Source organism: Sphingobium lactosutens DS20, assembly GCF_000445105.1.
Classification (GTDB): Bacteria; Pseudomonadota; Alphaproteobacteria; order Sphingomonadales; family Sphingomonadaceae; genus Sphingobium; species Sphingobium lactosutens.
Genome location: NZ_ATDP01000101.1, coordinates 65,091 through 81,349, shown reverse-complemented (window position 1 = coordinate 81,349; position 16,259 = coordinate 65,091). Strand labels below are relative to the sequence as shown.

The following is a 16,259-nucleotide window of genomic DNA, read 5'->3' as shown; positions in this document are numbered from 1 at the left end:
AAATCCGCCGTATCGGATGAAAAACAGGCGTCATGTAAAAAATGTGACGGCACCATGGCGGATAATGTGCGCGCCGCTGTCTTTCCTCATGTGACCGGCGGCCATGCAGCCGGACGCAGGGAGGGGATGCCGCCGCTTTCCGCAAGGAAGGTGCAGAGAGGCGTCAGTCGGCAGCGATACCGGCATCGAAGCAGTGGGATTTCTTGTCGATCAGCCAGTCCGGTGCGCGGTGGCAGCCGTGCGCCCGGGGGAAGGTGCGCGCCCATGGCGCGTCATGAGGGGGAAGCGAAGACATGACCAGATTGAAATGGACGGCCATGATCCTGGGCGGGGCGAGCGCGCTGGCGCTCGGAAGCGGCACGGCGATGGCGCAGCAACGCAATTTCGACCTGCCCGAAGGCCGCGCCGCCGACATATTGCCATCCTTTGCCCTGCAAAGCGGATTGCAGATCATCGCCCCGGCGCGCAAATTGCGCGATACCCGCACGCCGCGCCTGCAGGGCGCCTATGACGCGCGCCAGGCGCTCAAGCGCCTGATCCGCGGCACCGACCTGGTGATCGCGTCGGATCGCAATGACGTGGTGACGCTGCGCGACAGGAATTTGTCGGCGCTGCGCGGGGACAATAAGGCGCAGCGCCCTATCGCCTTTGCCGAAATGCAGGTGGCAGGCGCCATGTCGGATGCCGCGCCCGCGCCCCTGCCCGCCGAACCGCAGGGAGCTGACGGAGCAGAGATCGTCGTCGTCGGTACGCAGATCAAGGGCGCGAAGACCACCGGCGCGCTGCCGGTCAGCGTCGTCGGCCAGGAACAGGTGGATGCCGTCGCGGCCGTGTCGGGCGGCGACCTGTTCCGGTCCATCCCGCAATTGGGCGGCGTCACCTTCAACGAACAGGTGCTGGGCGGCGGATCGGGCAATGCGGCGCGCGGCGACGTGTCCACCGTATCGCTGCGCGGCCTGGGCCAGGGCAATACGCTGCTGCTGATCAACGGCCGCCGCACGGTGTTGCACCCGACATCGCAGGCGATCACCGGCGTGGTCGATTCCGGCGTGCCGACCTTTGGCTTCAACGCCAACACCATTCCGGTGGGCGCGATCGAGCGGGTCGAAGTGCTACGCGATGGCGCGGCGGCGCTTTACGGCTCCGACGCGGTCGCGGGCGTCGTCAACAATGTGCTGAAATCCAACTTCACCGGCGCCACTTTCGATGCGCAATATGGCGCGGCCGAAGGCACCAATTTGCGCGAATTCACCGTCAATGGCCTGGTCGGCTTCAACTTCGGTGGCGGGCGCGGCAACATCTCGCTCTTTGGCGGCTATGCGCAAAAGTCGAAACTTTACAACAGCGATCAGGACTATACCGCCAATCTCGACCGGCGGCCCTATGTCGTGGGCACGCCATTCGAAGGCAATGCCGCGTTCAACGGCACATCGACCAGCACGCCCTGGGGCACGTTCCAGGCGACCGGATCGGGCATCATCACCAGTAATGGCGTCGCCCTGACCAATGCGTCGCAGCAATTTCACATCCAGCCATCGACCAATCCGGGTTGCCAGGTCGCTGCGACGACGCCGGGCATGTGCTGGGATGACGCCAGCGGCACGACGCAGATGGCGACGGTCGATTCCAACCTGCGCTACGACGCCAACCAGACATTTTCGGACCTGACGACCCAGCCGTCGGTCAGGCGCATCAACCTGTTCAGCTTCATCAATTACGAATTGACCGACAATCTGGATTTCTTCGGCGAAGTCGGCTTCTACCGGGGCAAGACCGAAGCCATCATCGGCAGCGGCGGGTCGTTGGGCAATATTCCGATCACGGTCGCCGCCGACGCCTATTGGAATCCGCTTGGTCCCACATTGCTGGCCGACGGATCGGTCAATCCCAACCGCCTGCCCGGGCTGGTCGGCGTGCCCGACGAAGGGCTGCCGGTCACGATCCGCAGCCTCAACTATGTCGACGCTGGCAAGAAGATGGTGAACGTCACCAATTATCAATATCGCTTCCTGGGCGGTCTGCGCGGCAGTTTCGGCGACTGGAACTGGGAATCGGCGGGCCTCTACACCTGGGCGACGGTGAAGGACGTGATGGACGGCACGTCCAGCACGCTGTTGCAGGCGGCGATCAACAAGACCACGCCCGACGCCTATAATCCCTTCAACGGCGGGTGCGTCGATACGCCATCGGTCGGCGATTGCACCCCCAATGACGAAGCGGTCGTGGATAGTTTCCGCATCCAGTCGACCCGGCGCAACAAGACCACGCTGGCCTTGTGGGACCTCAAAATCTCCAACGCCAACCTGCTCGATTTGTGGGGCGGCAACAGCGTCGGCATCGCCAGCGGCGTCGAATTCCGGCGCGAAACCTACCGCGACAATCGCGATCCGCGCCAGGGCGGGGTCGCGGGCGTCGACATCACCTATACCGACGCTGTGACCGGCATTTTCTATGGATCGGACCTGATGGGCGCCAGCCCCAGCCCGGACGTGTCGGGCAGCCGCAAGGTCTGGTCCGCCTATGCCGAACTGGCGCTTCCGCTGGTCAGTCCGGAGATGGAAATCCCGATGATCCGTTCCTTCGACATCCAGGTCGCGGGCCGATACGAACGCTACAGCGATGTCGGCGACGTCGCCAAGCCAAAGGTCGCGGCAAGCTGGGACCTGCTTCAGGGGTTCCGCTTGCGCGGCTCCTGGTCGCAGGGCTTTCGCGCCCCCAATCTGGAAGTGCTCAACACCGCGACGCTGGATCGCGTGAACGGCGGCACCGAATATATATTGTGCGAGGCGGACCTGCGCGCCGGGCGGATCAGCAGCTTTTCCCAGTGCGCCCGCAACGTGTCGGTGCTGCGGCGATCGGGCGGCAATCCCGACCTGAAGCCCGAGGAATCCACCAGCTGGAATTTCGGCGCCGTGCTTCAGCCGCCGCTGCCCGACGGGCTGGGCCAGGTGACCTTCACCGTCGATCGGTGGCGGATCAAGCAGAAGGGGGTCGTGGGCCTGCTCGATTATCAGAATGCGCTCAACCTCGACTATCTGCTGCGGGTGCAGGGCAGCAGCAATCCGGCGGTCGTCCGGCGCGAGCCGACGGCGGACGATATCGCGCTGGTCGCGGGCACCGGATTGGCGCCGGTGGGTGAGCTGCTCTACGTCACCGCCCCGTTCCAGAACCTGTTGCCGATCCAGGTCGACGGCATCGATTTCAATCTGGACTATCGGGTCAACACCAGCTCGTTTGGCAATTTCAGCCTGAACGTCAACGCCGCGCGGCTCATCAAATATCAGGTCGATGCGCCGGCTGCGGTACAGGCGGTGATCGACGGACAGGCCGACGGCACGATCAACGCCGCCGTGCCGGTGTCGGGCGGCGGCGACGTGGTGAAGCGTGACGGCCAGCCACGCTGGCGCATATCGGGCAATCTGACCTGGGACTATGGCCCGGTGCGGATCGGCGCCTTCACCCAGTTTATTTCCGACGTCTATCAAAATGGCGTGTTCGACGCGGCCGGCAATAATTTCGTGGTCAAGGGACAAACGACGGTCAATCTCTACGCCACCTACAAATTCGACCAGGGCATGATGAAGGGCACTGCGATCACCATCGGCGCGCGCAACATTTTCGACAAGAACCCGCCGCTGGCGTCCACCGGCTATCTGTCCAGCCTCTACCAGCCGCAGGCGCGTTACTGGTATACCAGCATCAAGAAGAGCTTCTGATGCAGGATAAGGGCCTTGCCCGTCGCGACGTGATCGCGGCGGGCCTCGCCAGCGCGGTCGCAAGCCTGCCCATGCCGGGGCTGGCGCAGTCCGGCGCGCGCGCGCCCGATGCGCCGCGCAGCGCGCCGGCTACGGTCCGCGCCCACCGTGTCGAAGTGCCCATGCCCCATGGCGGCGTCGCCGCCGGGCACCCCCTGGCCGCGATGGCCGGAACGCGGATGCTGCTGCAAGGGGGCAGCGCGGCCGATGCCGCGGTCGCGGCGATGGCGGTGATGAATGTCGTTGAACCCTGGGCGTCGAGCGCGGCGGGCAATGGCTTTGCCACCTGCCTCAATCGCAAGGCGGGACAGGTCCATTCGCTCGCCTTCACCGGCGGCGCGCCGGCCCTGTTCGATCCGGACGTCGACCCGGCAGAGCTGGACAGCGGGCACAAGGCGGTGACCGTACCCGGCGCCTTTGGCGGCTGGATCGCGCTGGCGCGGCGGTTCGGCAGGTTGCCGCTCGCGACCCTGCTGGAACCCGCCATCGGCTATGCCCGCGACGGTCACCCGCTCGACGCATCCATTGCCATGTTCATCGGTCGGCAGCAGGCGGTGCTCGCCCGCTATCCGACCAGCGCCGCCATCTTCCTGCCCGGCGGCAAGCCCCCTGCCCCGCGCGCCCTGTTCAAGAACCCGCCCCTTGCGCGCACATTGCAAAGCCTGGCCGACGCGGAAACGCGTGCGCTGCAAGGCGGCGCGGACCGCGACGCGGCGTTGAACGCCGCCTATGACCATTTCTACACCGGCCCGGTCGCGCAGGAGATGTCCCGCTTTTCCGCCGCCAATGGCGGTTGGCTGCGCATGGCCGACATGGCGGCCTACAAGCCGGTCTGGGAAGCACCGGTGTCGACCCGCTATCGCGGACTGGACGTCTATTGCAGCCCGCTCACGTCCCGCACCGGCCTTGAACTGTGCGAGCAGCTCAACATCGTCGAGGGCTGGGATCTGGCTGCACTGGACGTGACCGATCCGCTGCTGACCCACTGGCTGGTCGAAGCGATCAAGGTGACCAAGGCGGACGTCTATCGCCATGCCGCCGATCCGCGCTTCGTCACGGTGCCGGTCGATCGCCTGCTGTCCAAGGATTTTGCCGCCCAGCGCCGCGCGCTTATCGACCGGACGCGTGCCATCGCTTTTCCGCAAGGGGCCGACATCGCGCAAAATGGCAGCCCGCCACTGCTGGCGATGGCGGATACGCGCGCGCGCGGTGGCGACACGACCAGCCTGTCGGTGGTGGATGCCGACGGCAATGCGATCGCGGTCACGACCACCGTCGGCGGCGGATTTGGCACATCCGTCGTGATGGGCGACACGGGCCTGCTGTGCAACAACGGCCTGCGCATCGGATCGACCGCGCCCTATGACGGTCATCCCAACCGCGCCGCGCCGGGCAAGCGGGCATTGCTGGGCAATGGCCCGATCATCGTCCTGGACAATGGGCGGCTCAAGCTGGTGTGCGGAACGCCTGGTGGCGAAACCATCGGCCAGACGCAATTCCAGTTTCTGGTTAATGTCATTGACCGGGCCATGCCGATCCAGCAGGCGATCGAAGCGCCGCGATTCGCGCTGCATGCCGAACCCAGTTTCTACAAGCCGGGAGCAGCGATCAGCGTGCAGATGGAAAGCCGCTTCGATCCCGCCATCACGCAAGGGCTGGCAGCAATGGGGCACAGGGTGGACATGGTCAGCCCTTATGCAATTGGCAGCATTCAGGGCGTGCTGGTCGATGCATCGGGCGCGCGCATGGGCGGCAGCGATCCCCGCCGCATGGGCTATGCGGTGGGCTATTGATGCCACTGAAACGGGGCTTGGATCAAATCGGTAGTTCGTTGGTGGATTTGATTTCGGACAGTGCGACGGTCGAATGAATTTCCTGAACGCCCGGCAATTTGCTCAACCGTTCGAAGAAGAAACGCTCATAGGCGTCGATATCCTGCGTGACGATGCGCAGCATGAAATCCATCGTGCCCATCAGCACATAGGCGTCGAGCACTTCGGGGAAGGCGCCGATGGTGGCGCCGAATTCGTCCAGATTGGCGCGGCCATGAGCGTTGAGCTTCACCTGGGCAAAAATCTGCGCATTGAGCCCGACCTTGCGCCGGTCGAGCAACGCCACGCGCTTGCGGATCAGCCCTTCACGTTCCAGCCGGTCGATCCTGCGCCAGCAGGGCGAAGGAGTCAGCCCCACCCGTTCGGCGATTTGCGCCGTGGTCAGGCTCGCATCGCGTTGCAGCTCGCGAAGAATCTTGCGCTCAAACGGGTCGAGGTCGATCATATTTACCTTGTTAGCAGCAAATTCGGGATAAATCATCCCAAACAGGGCAATGCTCACCCGATTTCGAGCAAGACTCTTCGCGCGACTGCGTCCATAAGCCGCCTCCGAAATGCCTCGACAGGAGAATATGATGGTCGATCACGCCCTTTCCCCCAGCCAGATGATGCGCACCGTGCGGCTGCGCGATGCGGCGAGCGGTCTTGACGGCGTGATTGCCATTCATTCGACCGCGCTTGGACCGGGCGCGGGCGGCTGCCGCTTCTGGCGCTATCCCGATATCGAGGCGGCGACCCAGGATGCCTGCCGCCTGGCCAAGGGCATGAGCTACAAGAACGCCATGGCCGAATTGCCGCTGGGCGGCGCGAAGGCGGTGTTGCGCTATCCTGAAGGCGATTTTGATCGGGCCGCGCTGTTCCGGGCCTTTGGCAAGGCGGTCGAGGCGCTTGAGGGTCTTTATGTGACGGCGGAGGATGTCGGCACCAGCGTGGCCGATATGGAGCAGGTGTCCACCATGACCCGCCATGTGGCGGGCTTGCACCCGGCGCAGGACATGGCCGGCGGCGATCCGTCCCCCTGGACCGCGCTCGGCGTGTTCGATTCCATGCGCATGGCGGCGCAATTTGCGCTGAAGGCGGATCTTGATGCGCTCACCGTCGCAGTGCAGGGCGTCGGCAATGTCGGCGCGAGCCTGTGTCGACAATTGGCTGAAGCTGGCGCGAAGCTGGTCATTGCCGACATTGATGCGGATCGCTGCCGCGCGCTGGCGGACGAACTGGGCGCGCGCATGGTCGATGTGACGGACATCGCCGCGGCGGAGGCCGACATCTTCGCCCCCTGCGCCCTTGGCGGGGCGCTGACGCAGGACAGCGTCGCGGCGATGAAGGCCAGGCTCGTCTGCGGCGCGGCCAACAATCAGCTCGCGACGCCGGACGTCGCCGATGCCCTGCTGGCCCGCGCGATCGTCTACGCCCCCGACTATGTCGTCAATGCTGGCGGCATCATCAGCGTGTCCGCCGAATATCTGGGTGAGGACGAAGCGAGCGTTCGCACCCGCGTTGCCCGGATCGGCCCGCGCGTCGCGCGCATTTTGGAGCAGGCCGCGCGCGAAGGCCGGTCCCCGGCGGTCGTGGCGGATGAAATGGCCGAGAGCATCATCGCGCGAGCGGCCGACAAAGCGGCCTAAGAACTTTGGCCGACGGCACTGCTCATTAGATGGCGCGCCGTCGGCCAGCGGCCTTTCCCTAAAGCGGCGCGCCAGATGCGCCAACAATTGGCATTTTACCCGATTGCATGGCAAAATGCGCACGAATTTTTAAGGCGTTAGTCTAGCAACGCACGCAAATCCGGGCTTTTCGCGAAGTTGGCACACCCCCTGCAACGCTGTTGGCACGATCCACAAGGGACCGTGACATAGTCAGGGAAGGAACCACATCATGAAGACCATCATCATCGCCACCGTCGCCGCCGCATTCGTCGCCACCCCCGCTCTGGCGCAGCCCGAAGGCACTTTCGGCCGCGCCAAGGTCAGCTATGACGAACAGTCCGACACCTATTGCTTCCGCGAAACGCCCGCCGGCTCCATGGTGCCGCGCACCGAATGCCGCACCAAGGCGGAATGGGCGCAGGCCGGGCTGACGATCAGCCGCAAGCCTAGCATGCAGCTGGCCCAGCGTTGAGCGGACCGTGCAGGCCCGGCGCGGCGGATTGGCCGCAAAGCCGGGCCTGTTGGCCCAATCTAGTTGGTTTCGCGCTTCAATCGCTCGGCCAGAGCCTCGATCTCCTCCGGCTCCAGCAACCAAGTGCGCGTCTTGCGTCCTTCGCGGTGTACGGGCTGGGTCAACAGCACGCGGGCCTGCGCGCGGGCGGCAGGCTTGTATAAGCCAAAATGCACCGCGCAATCGCGGATCGTGCCAATGAGCGGCGGTTTTCCGTCCAGGTCGATCATGGTCGCGGCCTGATCCCAGGGGATGGACGCGACGCCGGGAAATTTCTGTTCCATCATGCTGCGTCACCACGGCGCGCGCACGAAATCAAGGCCTAACCCAGCAGGGCGATCAGGACAGGATCGCCTGTGGCGCGCGGATCGCGGCGGATTTCCGCCTCTTCCCGCCCGATCGCACGAAAAATGGCGTCACCTATCTGGTTCGAGATATTGGTGGCCATGGCCGCATAATCCCGGCCCCCGCTGGCCGACAGCGCAGCAGACACCATTTCGAACATATCAGACCGAAGCGCGCGCGACGCGCCGGGGATCAGCGCATCGACCACTGCTCCGCGCGTCTCGCGGGCGAGCAGGTCGCTAGCCGCGGTCGGGCCGCCACGCAGCACCGATACGGCGTCAGCCAGCGTCATGCGCTGCACCGCGTCCATAACAATCGGCGCCGCATTGTCGGCGAGGTCGACCGCCACATCGTTCAGCGCCATCGCCACGCGATTGCGCACCGCATTGGTGCGTAGCAAGGCCGACAGGACCGCGCCGCCCTGCCCACCGCCCAGATCGGGCGGACTGATGCGCGTCAATTGATCGTCATAGAAACCGCCCGGCTCGGTCAGGCGCGCAAAGGCGCGCTCGCTCGACAATTGTAGCAGCCGGCGCACCGCCTGTTCGACAGTATAGCGCCCCATCGGCGTCGCGCAGGCGGCGAGCGGCAGCATGGCCAGCGCCGCGATGAGGCTGCGCCGATCGGAAAGAAGAGCATGTGTCGAGGGCATGGCGTGTCTCCCGGAAGTTATTGTCGGCGATGAACCTGGCCGCTTTGACCAAAGCTGAACGCAGCAACGTCGAAGGATGCTTTTGCCTTGCGCCCCAGCGCGGTTGCCAAACGCCGAGGCGCGATATACTCGGACAATATGGGCCAGCAGGACTTTATCGCCGTCGATTGGGGAACGACCAACCGGCGCGCCTATCGCCTTCGCGAAGGCGTGGTAATCGACAGCATGGCCGACGGCCTGGGCGTCACCGCCGTCTCGCCAGGCGGCTTCGAACAGGAGGTTGCGCAATTGCGCGCGCGCCTTGGCGATATGCCGATGCTGCTTGCGGGCATGGTGGGGTCCAATCGCGGCTGGGTGGACGCGGGCTATGCGGCGACGCCCGCAACCCTGGAGCAGATTGCCGCCGCCATGGTCACGCCGATGGAAGGTGTGCGCATCATTCCTGGCATATCCCATGTCGCGGACGGGCGCGGCGACGTGATGCGGGGCGAGGAGGTGCAATTGCTGGGCGCGATGTGCGCGGGACTTGCGCCGCGCGATGCCTTGCTGTGCCAGCCGGGAACCCATTGCAAATGGGCCTGGATGACCGATGGTGCGATCGCTCGCTTTGTCACCGCCATGACGGGGGAGATGTTTGCGCTGCTCAAGAATCACGCGCTGATCGGGCAGGAAATGACGGGCGACGTTAGCCCAGGCGACGCCTTTGCCGACGGTGTGCGTGACGGCGCGCGCGGCGATGTGCTGGCGTCGCTGTTCGGCGTGCGTCCCGCCAGCCTGCTTGGCCTGCGCGCCCGCGCGGACGCCGCATCTTATGTCAGCGGCCTGCTGATCGGTGCGGATTGCGCCGCGCATGCTGCGGGAGAAAGGGTGCATCTGCTGGCTGACCCGACATTGGGCGCGTTCTATGCCAGCGCGATTGCGCAATTGGGCGGGCTGGCGGTGCGGATCGACAGCCAGGCTGCCTTCATCGCCGGCGCGACCCGGCTTTGGGAGACTATGACATGAACCTTGATTTCGCGACCGCCTTTGCGCGCTGCCCGCTGGTCGCCATTCTGCGCGGCGTGCGACCGGACGAAGTCGAACCGATTGGCGACGCCTTGGTCGACGCCGGCTTCACTCTGGTAGAAGTGCCGATGAATTCGCCCGATCCGCTGGACAGCATCGGGCGGCTGGCACGTCGGTTGGCGGGCAAGGCACTGGTCGGCGCGGGCACGGTGCTGACCCCCGATCAGGTGGATGCCGTGCAGCAGGCCGGCGGCCAGCTGATCATTTCCCCCAATAGCGACCTGTCGGTGATCGGCCGCAGCGCGCAGGCGGGCCTCATCTCCATGCCGGGCTATTTCACCCCGACCGAAGCCTTCGCGGCGGTGCAGGCCGGTGCCCGCGCGCTCAAGCTCTTCCCCGCCGAAGCGGCGACGCCTGCGGTATTGAAGGCCCAACGCGCCGTGCTGCCCAAGAATCTGCCGATCCTGGTCGTGGGCGGCATCAACCCCGGCAACATGGCCCCGTGGATCGCAGCGGGCGCCAATGGCTTTGGCCTGGGTTCGGCGCTTTACAAGCCCGGCGCGAGCGCGGCTGATGTCAGTGAGGCGGCTGAGGCTTTTGTGCGCGGATGGCGGGCGGCGCTAGCCTGACATATATGCTAATGCGATTGACTCGCATCTGATGATTTCCTATCGCGCTAGGGAGGCCGGTTGCGCGAAGGATCGTGATATAATGTTTTCTCCGCCATCATCAGGGATGCTCGCGCCTGTCGGCGGCGCCGGGCGGAGCCGGGTGCGCGTGACGGCATCGGCGCGGCGGCATACGGGATGGCGCTATCGCGGCAATGTGGCGCTGCGCGCGCTGGCGGGATCGGTCGGCGCCTATCTCGTGATGGCGCTGACCGCAGCGCTCCTGGCGCGAACCCTGCCGATGAGCCGGGTGGAAGCCGTCGCCGTTGCGACGATGGTCGCCTATCCGGTTGCGCCCGCCGTCACCATCTGGGCCTTTCTGGCGTCGGGGCCGTGGCGCGCGCTGGCTGGTGTTGTCGGCATCGCGGGCCTGCTCGCGCTTGGCGCCTGGGCCGCAGGACAGCCGGCATGAAAGGATCGGCGCCAGCGACAATTCGCGATGGCGCGCGCCAGTCCATGGCCTGGCTGCACGGCTGGACCGGTCTATTGCTGGGCCATGTGCTGTTTATCATGTGCCTTACCGGCACGCTGACCGTCTTCAAGGACGAAATTGGCCGCTGGATGCGCCCGGAAACAACTGCGATCGCCGCGCCGGCAGATGCGATCGTCGCGGCAACCCGCTGGCTGGAAGACAATAGTCAAGGTTCCGCCGGCTGGTATCTGACCGCCCCTCATGCCCATCAAAATGTGGTGCAGGCGACCTATGACAGCGATGGCGCTTATCTCACCCGCGCGCTCGATCCGGTGAGCGGCGCGCCGGTAGCGCGTGAAACGCTGGGCGGGGAGTTTTTCTACCGCCTGCATTTCGAACTGGAACTGCCCTATCCATGGGGCCGACTGCTTGCGTCGCTCGCCGCCATGATGATGCTAGTCGCGTTGGTAACGGGCATCATCGCGCACAAACGCATCTTCAAGGACATCTTCACCTTCCGCCCGGCCAAGGGACAGCGCAGCTGGCTCGACGGCCATAATGCGCTGGGCGTCCTGGCCCTGCCCTTCCATATCATGATCACGTTTACCGGCCTGCTGACACTGGCGTCGATCAACCTGCCCTGGGGCATCGTGGCGGGCTATGGGACGGACGTGGCCGCCATGTACAGCGACCTTGCGCCCGGCTCCGTCACCCGCGCAGCCACGGGCGACAAGGCGCCGCTCGCTCCCATCGCGCCGATGCTCGCAAGCGCGCAGCGCCAGTTCGGCGAAGCGCCGATCGGGCGCGTCTATGTCTTCAACCCCGGCGACACGGGCGCGGTGGTGGTGGCCTATCCATCGGATGCCAAGGCGATCGGCTATATGCCCGGAGAAATCAGTTTCGACGGGGTCACCGGCCGGATGATAAAAGGCTGGACCGAAAACCGCCCGGGCGTGCGCGCGTTCCAGACCGTCTATGGCCTGCATATGGCGCGCTTCGCGCCCGACGTGACGCGCTGGCTCTATTTCCTTGGCGGGGCGATGCTGACCATGGCGATCGCGACCGGCATGATATTGTGGACGGTGAAGCGCCGCGAACGCGCGCCCTTGTCGCTCGGCAATCGCCTGTTGGAACGGATCAATATCGGCATGCTGACTGGCGTGCCGATCGGCGCGGCCGCATTTCTGATCGCGAACCGTCTGCTGCCGCTGGACATGGTCGCGCGCGCGGAAGCGGAGGTTTCGGTCGCACTTTGGAGCGCCGCCGGGGCAGTGCTGGCCGGGCTGCTGCTGCCACCGGCGATTGGCTGGCCGCTATTGCTTGGCCTGCTGGCGCTGGCCTGCACAGTCGCCGCGCTGCTGGGACCGATCTGGGCGGTCGATCCTGTCATGCTGACGATGAACCTGATGCTGCTCGCCGTCGCTTTTGCGCTGGCCCCGGTGATCCTGCGTCATGTGCGGCGTCGCGCGACAGCCGCCCCCGTGCGCCGGCGGGCGGTGCCGGCATGATCGCGGCGGCGGGCCTTCTCTATCTGGGGCTGTTCGCGCTGGCCGCGAGCATGAACCGGCACCAACGCGCGCTGGCCGGTCCCTGGCACCAGCAAGGGGCTGCGCCGCTGCTTGCGCCCGGCGGCTGGTTGCTGATCCTCTGCTCCCTGATCGCGATGCTGCCGCATTGGCAGGGGGGTATCGGGCTGGTCAGCTGGATCGGGCTGCTCCCGCTGGTCGGCGGACTGCTGCTGCTCGGCCTCAGCTACCGGCCGCGCTGGCTGGTGCAGGCTGTGGGCGGCGCGATCGCGATCGTCATCCTTGGCGTCATGACCGGCGCCTAACGCCTTATCCCTTCATGTCGATAGTGGCGACAACGCCGCCTTCGGGCGCGTTGCGCAAGCGCACCGATGCCTCGAAACTCATCGCCAGCGACCGGGCGATGGTGAGGCCAATGCCCGTGCCATGCCGCCCGCCCGGCTGACCGCTCGGCCCACGGGTGAAGGGTTCGAACATCTGGTCGATCTGGTCTGCGGGGATGCCGGGGCCATGGTCGCGCACATGGATCATCAGCCGGCCGTTTGCGCGCGTGCAGCTGATGTCCGCGCCGCCGCCATATTTGACGCCATTGTCCACCAGGTTGGAGATGCAGCGCGTGAGCGCATTGGGTTTCACCCGCACCGTGCCGCCGCATCCGCTGACGAACCGCACGGGCGCGCCCAGATCCTCGGCATCCTCGGCCATGCTGGCGAGCAGGGAATCGATGTCGATGACCGACCATTCCTCCCGTGATTCAGTGCTGCTCGCCAGGTCCAGCCCTTCGCGCACCAGCGTCAGCATTGCCTGATGATCGGCCAGCAGCCGTTCGCGAAGTTCGACATTGTCGACCAGTTCCAGCCGCAGCCGCATGCGGGTCAGCGGCGTCTGGAGATCATGGCTGATCGCCGCCAGCAATTGCGTGCGTTCGGCAAAGCCCGCCCGCGCCCGGCGCTGCATCAGATTGAAGGTGGACAGGGCGGCGCGCACCTCCTCGGGACCGCGCTCGGGAATTTCCTCGGGGTCGAGCGACAGTGAGAAGGCTTCGGCCGCGCGCTCCAGCCGCCGCAACGGCTTGGCCACGGATCGCGCGACCAGGATCGCCAGCCCCGCCGACGCTGCGATGATGACCAGCAGATAGGCCGGGTTGAAGATGGTGCTGGGCGGTTTGACCAGCCGGGGGAAGCTCAAGGCCATGGCGCGCCGCGCGCCACGCACATCGGTGAAGCGCACGATCCAGCAGTCCGGGCGCGGCGCGTCGATCACGCCTGCCGCGCGTTCCTTATTGCCGCTGGGGAAGCACAGGCCCGCCGGCACCTGCCCCGCTTCGGGTTGCGATCGCCTGCCCAGTCGTTCCGTCAGGATCGATTCCAGTTCCGCGTCGGTGTCGCTCAGCGCCACCCCGGCAGGCGCCATAGCCGCGCCGACGATGCGGTGATTGGCCATCATCGCTTCGACGCGCGCAGGATCGCGCTGCAGCCGGTCGGCGATATCGACCGCGCTCGCCACTACCCGCGCGCGCCGTACCCGTTCGAAATCATGATGCCGCGCCTGTTCCGCGACCAGCAGGGCGATGATCGCGGCCACCGACATGCCGAGCGTCAGGATCAGGAAAATCTGCCCCGCCATCGTCCCGAAAAAGGCGCGGATTCGCTTCACTGGGCGCATACCCGTCATAGCTGCTCCACCGCGCTCGCGAGCACATAGCCTTCGCCCCGGACCGTCAGGATCAGTTCGTCCCCGCCCGGCACCGTCGCCAGCTTTTGACGCAGGCGGCTGACCTGCAAATCGATCGACCGGTCGAAAGCGGCGGTCGCGCGGCGTTCGGGCACCAAAGTCTCGCGCGACAGCACGACATTGGGTTCCTCGATGAAGCGGGACAGCAGCCGGAATTCGGCGGAAGAAAGCATCACCAGACTGTCGTCGGGCGCGACCAGTCGCCGCTGTTGCAAATCCAGCCGCCAGGGGCCGAAGCGGGTGAAGCGCGCGGCAGCCGGACGCGCCGCCGGCTCATTGCGCCCGCGTCGCAACAGGTTGCGGATGCGCACCAGCAATTCGCGCGGCTCGAACGGCTTGGTGAGATAATCGTCCGCGCCCAGTTCCAGCCCCAGCACCCGGTCGATCGCGCTGCCGCGCGCCGTTACCATGATGATCTGCACCTCCGTTCCCTCGGCGCGCAACTCGCGGCACAGCATCAACCCGTCGCCATCGGGCAGGTTGAGATCGAGGACGATCAGGTCCACCGCCTCCTCCTTCAGCGTGCGGCGCAGATCGGCCAGGCTGGCGGCGGCCAGCAGGCGATAATTTTCCTGATGCAGCTGACCAATGATGAGGTCGCGGATATCCGCGTCGTCGTCGACCACCAGCACGGTCGCCGGGCGGGCAGGGATTGAGTCCAGCATGCCCTTTCCTACCGCGTGATCCCGGCAAAGTCTGCGCTTCTTCGCGCGCGATACAGGCTGATACAAAGGGATACGAAGGGGCAGGGCGCTGCAACAGTTGGAGCGCAAGCGAAAACAAGTCCCACTATGACGTGACGTGCAAACTCCCGAAGAGGATGCGGTCGGCTGACCCCCTGTGGCCGACGCAAAGCGGAGCTCCTGCGATGACCCCTCGCCGCTGACGCGGCCGGATAAGCCGAACGGACAGGCCTGATCGACCTGGCGCGCGCCCCCACCCCTCCCCCCTGCGCGCCCGATCATCCCCCTTGTTCCCAACCGGCGGCATCGCAGGAGCCCGTAACGCCGATGCCAAGGAACGACAGCCGATCCATGCCGACCTCCGCACGATCCCATGGCCTTCGGGTCGCACCGATTGCCCTGATGATGGTGCTGGCCGCATGCAGTCAGGAAAAGGCCCCGAAAAAGGGACCGGTGGAGGTCGGCGTGGTCACGCTGACGACGCAAAATGTGACGGTGGCCAGCGAATTGCCTGGCCGCACGGTGTCGACGCTGATGTCGCAAGTGCGGCCGCAAGTGTCTGGCATCATCCAGAAACGCCTCTTCACCGAAGGCGCGCTGGTGAGCGCCGGCCAGCCGCTCTACCAGATTGACCAGCGCCTCTATCGCGCCTCGCGCGACGAGGCGCTCGCCACGCTTGCCAGCGCACAGGCCACCGCCGCCGCCGCGCAGGCCAAGGCGCAGCGTTATCGCAGTCTGGGCGACACCGAAGCGGTCAGCGCGCAGGACCGGGATGACGTGATCGCCACCGCGCGTCAGGCGCAGGCGGCGGTGCAGCAGGCGCGCGCCACGTTGCAGACAAGCAACGTCAATCTGGAATTCACGCTGGTCCGCGCCCCGATCAGCGGGCGGGCAGGCCGCACGCTTTTCACGCCCGGCGCGTTGGTCACTGCCAGCCAGACCGATCCGCTGACCACGATCCAGCAACTGGACCCCATTTATGTCGATGTGACGCAATCCAGCGCGCAATTGCTGGCGCTGCGCCGGTCGCTGGCGTCGGGCAAGACGCTGCCCGCCAGCGCGACGATCCGGCTGAAATTGGACGATGGCAGCGACTATCCGCTGGAGGGCCGCATCGAATTCGCCGAACCGATCGTCGATCCCGACAGCGGCACGGTAACGCTGCGCGCGCGCTTCCCCAATCCCGACGGCCTGCTGCTGCCCGGCATGTTCGTGCGCGTGGTCGCGCCGCAATCGGTCGTCCCCAACGCGATATTGGCGCCGCAGCAGGGGATTGCACGCGACGCGAAGGGTAATGCGACCGCGCTTGTCGTCGGCGCGGACAACAAGGTCCAGCAGCGCACCGTGACGGCGGCGCAGGCGATCGGCGACAAATGGCTGATCACTGCGGGGTTGAAAGCAGGCGACCGGCTGATCGTCGAAGGCACGGACAAGGCGCAGCCCGACGCCACGGTGAAGCCCGTGCCGGCCAGCGTGAAATAGGGCCG

At 65.8% G+C, this 16,259-nt stretch carries 15 protein-coding genes; 10 read left to right on the top strand and 5 right to left on the bottom strand.

The window, feature by feature from the left end; all coding sequences use genetic code 11:
• Nucleotides 1–293 precede the first annotated feature (293 nt).
• Nucleotides 294–3,716, top strand: a complete 3,423-nt coding sequence (locus RLDS_RS46355; RefSeq protein ID WP_031298635.1) for a TonB-dependent receptor — start codon at nt 294–296, stop codon at nt 3,714–3,716.
• Nucleotides 3,716–5,548, top strand: coding sequence for a gamma-glutamyltransferase family protein (locus RLDS_RS46350; protein WP_021227263.1), 1,833 nt, complete (start codon nt 3,716–3,718; stop codon nt 5,546–5,548). The genes RLDS_RS46355 and RLDS_RS46350 overlap by 1 nt, the downstream gene beginning before the upstream one ends.
• Nucleotides 5,549–5,570: 22 nt before the next feature.
• Here RLDS_RS46350 and RLDS_RS46345 read toward each other — a convergent pair whose 3' ends face one another.
• The gene (locus RLDS_RS46345) at nt 5,571–6,032 is read right to left on the bottom strand and encodes an Lrp/AsnC family transcriptional regulator (protein ID WP_031298634.1); all 462 of its coding nucleotides are present in this window, start codon (nt 6,030–6,032) and stop codon (nt 5,571–5,573) included.
• A 130-nt stretch (nt 6,033–6,162) separates the two neighbouring features.
• On the opposite strand from RLDS_RS46345, the gene RLDS_RS46340 reads away from it, so the two are divergent.
• A complete protein-coding gene (locus RLDS_RS46340) occupies nt 6,163–7,215 on the top strand; it encodes a Leu/Phe/Val dehydrogenase (protein WP_021227261.1) in 1,053 nt (350 codons plus the stop codon).
• A 250-nt stretch (nt 7,216–7,465) separates the two neighbouring features.
• The gene (locus RLDS_RS46335; protein ID WP_021227260.1) at nt 7,466–7,708 is read left to right on the top strand and encodes a hypothetical protein; all 243 of its coding nucleotides are present in this window, start codon (nt 7,466–7,468) and stop codon (nt 7,706–7,708) included.
• A 59-nt stretch (nt 7,709–7,767) separates the two neighbouring features.
• Here the strand turns inward: RLDS_RS46335 and RLDS_RS46330 are convergent, their stop codons facing one another.
• A complete protein-coding gene (locus tag RLDS_RS46330) occupies nt 7,768–8,031 on the bottom strand; it encodes a hypothetical protein (protein WP_031298633.1) in 264 nt (87 codons plus the stop codon).
• Nucleotides 8,032–8,069: 38 nt separating this feature from the next.
• On the bottom strand, nt 8,070–8,744 hold the full coding sequence (locus RLDS_RS46325) for a DUF4197 domain-containing protein (RefSeq protein WP_021227258.1): 675 nt from the start codon (nt 8,742–8,744) through the stop codon (nt 8,070–8,072).
• A gap of 138 nt (nt 8,745–8,882) precedes the next feature.
• On the opposite strand from RLDS_RS46325, the gene RLDS_RS46320 reads away from it, so the two are divergent.
• The 5 genes from RLDS_RS46320 (at nt 8,883) to RLDS_RS46300 (ending at nt 12,660) form a co-directional block, all read left to right on the top strand.
• Nucleotides 8,883–9,749 carry a 2-dehydro-3-deoxygalactonokinase gene (locus RLDS_RS46320; RefSeq protein ID WP_031298631.1) on the top strand — a complete coding sequence of 289 codons (867 nt, stop codon included), beginning with the start codon at nt 8,883–8,885 and terminating at the stop codon, nt 9,747–9,749.
• Complete coding sequence (locus RLDS_RS46315) at nt 9,746–10,378, top strand: 2-dehydro-3-deoxy-6-phosphogalactonate aldolase (protein ID WP_021227256.1); 633 nt, start codon at nt 9,746–9,748, stop codon at nt 10,376–10,378. Before RLDS_RS46320 ends, RLDS_RS46315 begins: the two co-directional genes overlap by 4 nt.
• 82 nt (nt 10,379–10,460) lie before the next feature.
• Entirely contained in the window at nt 10,461–10,829 is a 369-nt protein-coding gene (locus RLDS_RS46310) for a ketohydroxyglutarate aldolase (RefSeq protein ID WP_236616885.1), read from the top strand.
• Nucleotides 10,826–12,337 (top strand): PepSY-associated TM helix domain-containing protein, encoded by a 1,512-nt coding sequence (locus RLDS_RS46305; RefSeq protein ID WP_021227254.1) that lies wholly within the window; start codon nt 10,826–10,828, stop codon nt 12,335–12,337. The genes RLDS_RS46310 and RLDS_RS46305 overlap by 4 nt, the downstream gene beginning before the upstream one ends.
• Complete coding sequence (locus RLDS_RS46300) at nt 12,334–12,660, top strand: DUF3325 family protein (protein WP_021227253.1); 327 nt, start codon at nt 12,334–12,336, stop codon at nt 12,658–12,660. Before RLDS_RS46305 ends, RLDS_RS46300 begins: the two co-directional genes overlap by 4 nt.
• Nucleotides 12,661–12,664: 4 nt before the next feature.
• Here RLDS_RS46300 and RLDS_RS46295 read toward each other — a convergent pair whose 3' ends face one another.
• Both RLDS_RS46295 and RLDS_RS46290 read right to left on the bottom strand, forming a co-directional pair.
• Nucleotides 12,665–14,029, bottom strand: a complete 1,365-nt coding sequence (locus tag RLDS_RS46295) for an ATP-binding protein (RefSeq protein ID WP_021227252.1) — start codon at nt 14,027–14,029, stop codon at nt 12,665–12,667.
• The gene (locus RLDS_RS46290) at nt 14,026–14,754 is read right to left on the bottom strand and encodes a response regulator (RefSeq protein WP_021227251.1); all 729 of its coding nucleotides are present in this window, start codon (nt 14,752–14,754) and stop codon (nt 14,026–14,028) included. The genes RLDS_RS46295 and RLDS_RS46290 overlap by 4 nt, the downstream gene beginning before the upstream one ends.
• A 369-nt stretch (nt 14,755–15,123) precedes the next feature.
• Between RLDS_RS46290 and RLDS_RS46285 the strand changes: the two genes are divergently transcribed.
• Entirely contained in the window at nt 15,124–16,254 is a 1,131-nt protein-coding gene (locus RLDS_RS46285; RefSeq protein ID WP_021227250.1) for an efflux RND transporter periplasmic adaptor subunit, read from the top strand.
• The last annotated feature ends 5 nt before the right edge of the window (nt 16,255–16,259 follow it).

Excerpts from the sequence above, each read along its gene's own strand:
- RLDS_RS46355 (WP_031298635.1), top strand. The coding sequence starts at position 294 with ATGACCAGATTGAAATGGACGGCCATGATCCTGGGCGGGGCGAGCGCG.
- RLDS_RS46350 (WP_021227263.1), top strand. The coding sequence starts at position 3,716 with ATGCAGGATAAGGGCCTTGCCCGTCGCGACGTGATCGCGGCGGGCCTC.
- RLDS_RS46345 (WP_031298634.1), bottom strand. The coding sequence starts at position 6,032 with ATGATCGACCTCGACCCGTTTGAGCGCAAGATTCTTCGCGAGCTGCAA.
- RLDS_RS46340 (WP_021227261.1), top strand. The coding sequence starts at position 6,163 with ATGGTCGATCACGCCCTTTCCCCCAGCCAGATGATGCGCACCGTGCGG.
- RLDS_RS46335 (WP_021227260.1), top strand. The coding sequence starts at position 7,466 with ATGAAGACCATCATCATCGCCACCGTCGCCGCCGCATTCGTCGCCACC.
- RLDS_RS46330 (WP_031298633.1), bottom strand. The coding sequence starts at position 8,031 with ATGGAACAGAAATTTCCCGGCGTCGCGTCCATCCCCTGGGATCAGGCC.
- RLDS_RS46325 (WP_021227258.1), bottom strand. The coding sequence starts at position 8,744 with ATGCCCTCGACACATGCTCTTCTTTCCGATCGGCGCAGCCTCATCGCG.
- RLDS_RS46320 (WP_031298631.1), top strand. The coding sequence starts at position 8,883 with ATGGGCCAGCAGGACTTTATCGCCGTCGATTGGGGAACGACCAACCGG.
- RLDS_RS46315 (WP_021227256.1), top strand. The coding sequence starts at position 9,746 with ATGAACCTTGATTTCGCGACCGCCTTTGCGCGCTGCCCGCTGGTCGCC.
- RLDS_RS46310 (WP_236616885.1), top strand. The coding sequence starts at position 10,461 with ATGTTTTCTCCGCCATCATCAGGGATGCTCGCGCCTGTCGGCGGCGCC.
- RLDS_RS46305 (WP_021227254.1), top strand. The coding sequence starts at position 10,826 with ATGAAAGGATCGGCGCCAGCGACAATTCGCGATGGCGCGCGCCAGTCC.
- RLDS_RS46300 (WP_021227253.1), top strand. The coding sequence starts at position 12,334 with ATGATCGCGGCGGCGGGCCTTCTCTATCTGGGGCTGTTCGCGCTGGCC.
- RLDS_RS46295 (WP_021227252.1), bottom strand. The coding sequence starts at position 14,029 with ATGACGGGTATGCGCCCAGTGAAGCGAATCCGCGCCTTTTTCGGGACG.
- RLDS_RS46290 (WP_021227251.1), bottom strand. The coding sequence starts at position 14,754 with ATGCTGGACTCAATCCCTGCCCGCCCGGCGACCGTGCTGGTGGTCGAC.
- RLDS_RS46285 (WP_021227250.1), top strand. The coding sequence starts at position 15,124 with ATGCCGACCTCCGCACGATCCCATGGCCTTCGGGTCGCACCGATTGCC.